3 protein-coding genes and 1 pseudogene are annotated in these 3,234 nt (G+C 67.1%); 2 read left to right on the forward strand and 2 right to left on the reverse strand.

The features are described from left to right. Positions 1-519 (reverse strand): annotated as a pseudogene (locus VEC04_RS02655) (hypothetical protein); the annotation flags it as partial. Positions 520-581: 62 nt separating this feature from the next. Continuing rightward, entirely contained in the window at positions 582-1,985 is a 1,404-nt protein-coding gene (locus VEC04_RS02660) for a D-alanyl-D-alanine carboxypeptidase (protein ID WP_324773587.1), read from the reverse strand. A gap of 285 nt (positions 1,986-2,270) precedes the next feature. Here VEC04_RS02660 and VEC04_RS02665 point away from each other — a divergent pair, with 285 nt between their 5' ends. Further along, complete coding sequence (locus VEC04_RS02665; protein ID WP_324773589.1) at positions 2,271-2,768, forward strand: TIGR01841 family phasin; 498 nt, start codon at positions 2,271-2,273, stop codon at positions 2,766-2,768. A 180-nt stretch (positions 2,769-2,948) separates the two neighbouring features. Next, the coding region (gene clpS, locus VEC04_RS02670) for an ATP-dependent Clp protease adapter ClpS (protein WP_324773591.1) at positions 2,949-3,234 on the forward strand (286 nt) is incomplete at its 3' end.

Consider the following 3,234-nt stretch of genomic DNA (forward strand, 5'->3'; position numbering starts at 1 on the left):
AAGCAGAAGGGCGATGGCGTGCCACCACAGCCGCCGGATGAAGATCAGCGATGTGAACAAGATCAGCACGGCGAAGTCGACGAGGCGCCGTTCGAGAAACTCCATCAGTCCGCCGTTGACGCCGGCGGCGATCATCTCCGCCACGAGCAGCCAGCTGAGGGCGGCGGTGAACAGGCCCCAGAAATAGGGTCCGTTGCGGTGGTAATAGGCCTTCAGGTCGACCCCGTCGGCGGGGACCTCGTCGGGCAGGGCGGCGGCGGCCAGCAGGAACAGGATCACCAGCTCCACCAGTAGCGGCAGGAACTGGCCGATCGTGATCGCGCCGTCCTGGGGTCTGTAGAGGCTCCACCAGATCTGGATGACCGTCAGGACGACGAGGAGCGCCGCCGCCGGCGCGGCCCAGTGCCATTTCACGGTCTTGCCGGCCCGGATCAGGCGATTGAGGCTGACCAGCACATCGACCAGCGCCAGGCCGATGATGATCGACGCCAGGACAGAGGTGTATTCGAATGCGCTCATGCCGCTCCCCCGAACCGCGGGCGGAGCCTAGGCCGGTTCAGGGGCGCGCGCAAAGACCCGCGTTATTGCGGCCGGACCACCATGCAGGTCACGCGGCGCTCGGCGAGGGTGGCGCAGGCGGACTGGGCGGCCTGTTCGCTCATGCCGGTGAAGCGCGAGCGGTACCAGCCCTCGGCGTTCTGGACTGACCGTTCGGCGGCCGCGAACTGGCTGCGGAAGCGGCGGTTGACCTCGGTCAGCCAGTTGCGCGCGACGGTCTCGTCCCGGAACGCCCCGACCTGCACGGCCCAGCGGCCGGCAGTCTCCCGGGCCGTTTCGCGCGGCGGGGTGCGCGGCGGCGCCGGGCGCGCCGCCGGAGCGCCGTTGAGCGAGGCCGTGACGTCAGCGGGCCTTTCGCGGAGCAGGGCGGCGACTGTGCGGCCCTCCGACGGGGCGGGCGTGATCCGCGTCGGCTGCGGCGGGGCGGCGGGCAGGGCGGCGTAGCTGACGGCCGTCGAGCCGACGCCGTCCTCGTCCTCCTCCTCATCAGCAGCGACAGAGGCGTACTCGACGGGCCCGGAGTTGTCAGGGCCGATGCCGAAGCCCTTCTGCTCGAAGTACGCCTGGGCGATCTGGATCGGCTGGCCGGCGCGACGCAGGCGCTCGACCTCGAAGCCGGTGTCCATCAGGCTGGCGACGTGGGCGTTGCGGCTGGCCGTCGTACGGCCGCCGAGGACGATGGTGACCAGACGGCGGCCGTCCCGCACCGCCGAGGCCGCGAGGTTGTATCCCGAAGCGCGGGTGTAGCCCGTCTTCATTCCGTCATAGCCGAACTCGCTGCGCAGGAGGCCGTTGGTATTGCGGTATTCGCGGCCCTCGAAGGTCCAGTCGTGCAGGCCGAAATAGCGGTAGTACTGCGGGTAGTCGCGCATCACGGCGCGCGCGAGGATGGCGAGGTCGCGAGCGGTGGTGACCTGGCCCGTGTCGGGCAGGCCGTTCGGATTGACGTAGCGGGTCTGGGTCATGCCCAGTTCGCGGGCTTTTTGCGTCATCTGCTCGGCGAAGCGTTCCTGCGACCCCCCGACGTGCTCTGCGATGACCACGGCCATGTCGTTGGCGCTGCGCACGGCGGTCGCCTTCATGGCGTCATCGAGGGAGATCGTCTGGCCGGCGGCGAGTCCGAGCTTGGAGGGCGGCTGGCTGGCGGCGAGCGCGGAGACGGTGATCCTATCGTCCAGCTTGACCTTGCCCTCCGTCAGCGCCTCGAACGCGAGGTACAGGGTCATGACCTTGGTGATCGAGGCTGGATAGCGCTGGCTGTCGGCGTGGCGCGCGAACAAGACCTCGCCGGTCTCGGCGTCGACCACGATCGCGGCGTAGCGGGTGTTCTCCTGGGCGGACAGCGACGCTGTCGTGGGGACCACCGCCAGGGCGATGATCAGCATCAACGACAGCAATTCGCGGCGGACCAGGGCGAAGATCGGCAAGCGCAGGCCTCATACATTCATAGCGCGACGGCGGCCCCACCACGCGACGCTGACGAAAGGCTAACATGCGTCATCGGGGTTTCGTGAGGGTAAACAAGCCGTCAACGGATTTGTGAAGCGATCTCTCCTGACAGGCGCGTGGCGGCGAGGCGACATTATTGTGCAGCGCACAAAATCACTTGACCTTCCTTCGCACTTGCACCATATGACCGTCTGTCGCGGTGGGATCGCCCGCCGCGGAACACTTATAAGCGGCCACGCCGCGACAGGTTCAGGAGAAACACCATGGCCGACAGCGCCGAAACCGTGAACGTCAAGAAGACCGTCGAAGCCGCCACCGCCCAGGTCAAGGCTACGGCCGAGAAGACCCAGGCCCAGGCCGAGAAGATCCAGGCCGCCGGCGCGCAGGCCTTCCGTGAAGCCGCCGACAAGTCGGTGGCCGGCCTGACCGAGCTGAACGCCGAGGGCAAGAAGAACCTCGAGGCCGTCGTCGCCTCGGCCACCGCCGCCCAGAAGGGCGTAGAGGCCCTGTCGGCCCAGACCGTCGCCTACGGCAAGAAGTCGTGGGAAGACGGCGTCGCCGCCGCCCAGTCGCTGGCCCAGGCCCGTTCGGTCCAGGAAGCCCTCGAACTGCAGACCAACTGGGCCAAGTCGGCCGCCGAAACCTATCTGGCCGAAGTGACCCGCATGACCGAAGTGCTCACCGCCTCGGTCAAGGACAGCTTCAAGCCGATCAACGAGCGCGTCACCGCCTCGGTCGAGAAGTTCCAGGCCGCCCGCTAAGCCTGAACGACAGTAAGCGTTCAAGGGGGCCTCCGGAGCGATCCGGGGGCCCTTTTCGATTCCGGCGACGGACCCCGATCGCGGGCTGACGGTTTTGTCACGCAAGCTGTGACTGGACGCCGCTTCAAATCAGGCCATCATCTCCTATCTGTCCATCGACTCCCCAATCACGGACAACGAATGCCGCCGTCACGTAAGGCCGGTGATCAGGAAGGGGGCCTCGGGGCCGCCACCGTCACCGAAACAAAGCCGAAGCTTCAGAAGCCCTCGCTGTACCGGGTGCTGATTCTGAACGACGACTACACGCCGATGGAATTCGTCGTCTACGTGCTGGAGCGGTTCTTCCAGAAGAGCCGCGAGGACGCGACCCGCATCATGCTGCATGTGCACCAGCATGGCGTCGGAGTGTGCGGCGTCTTCACCTACGAAGTGGCCGAAACGAAGGTCGCGCAGGTGGTCGAGACGG

The sequence above is a fragment of the Brevundimonas sp. genome (assembly GCF_035626535.1).
Lineage (GTDB): Bacteria > Pseudomonadota > Alphaproteobacteria > Caulobacterales > Caulobacteraceae > Brevundimonas.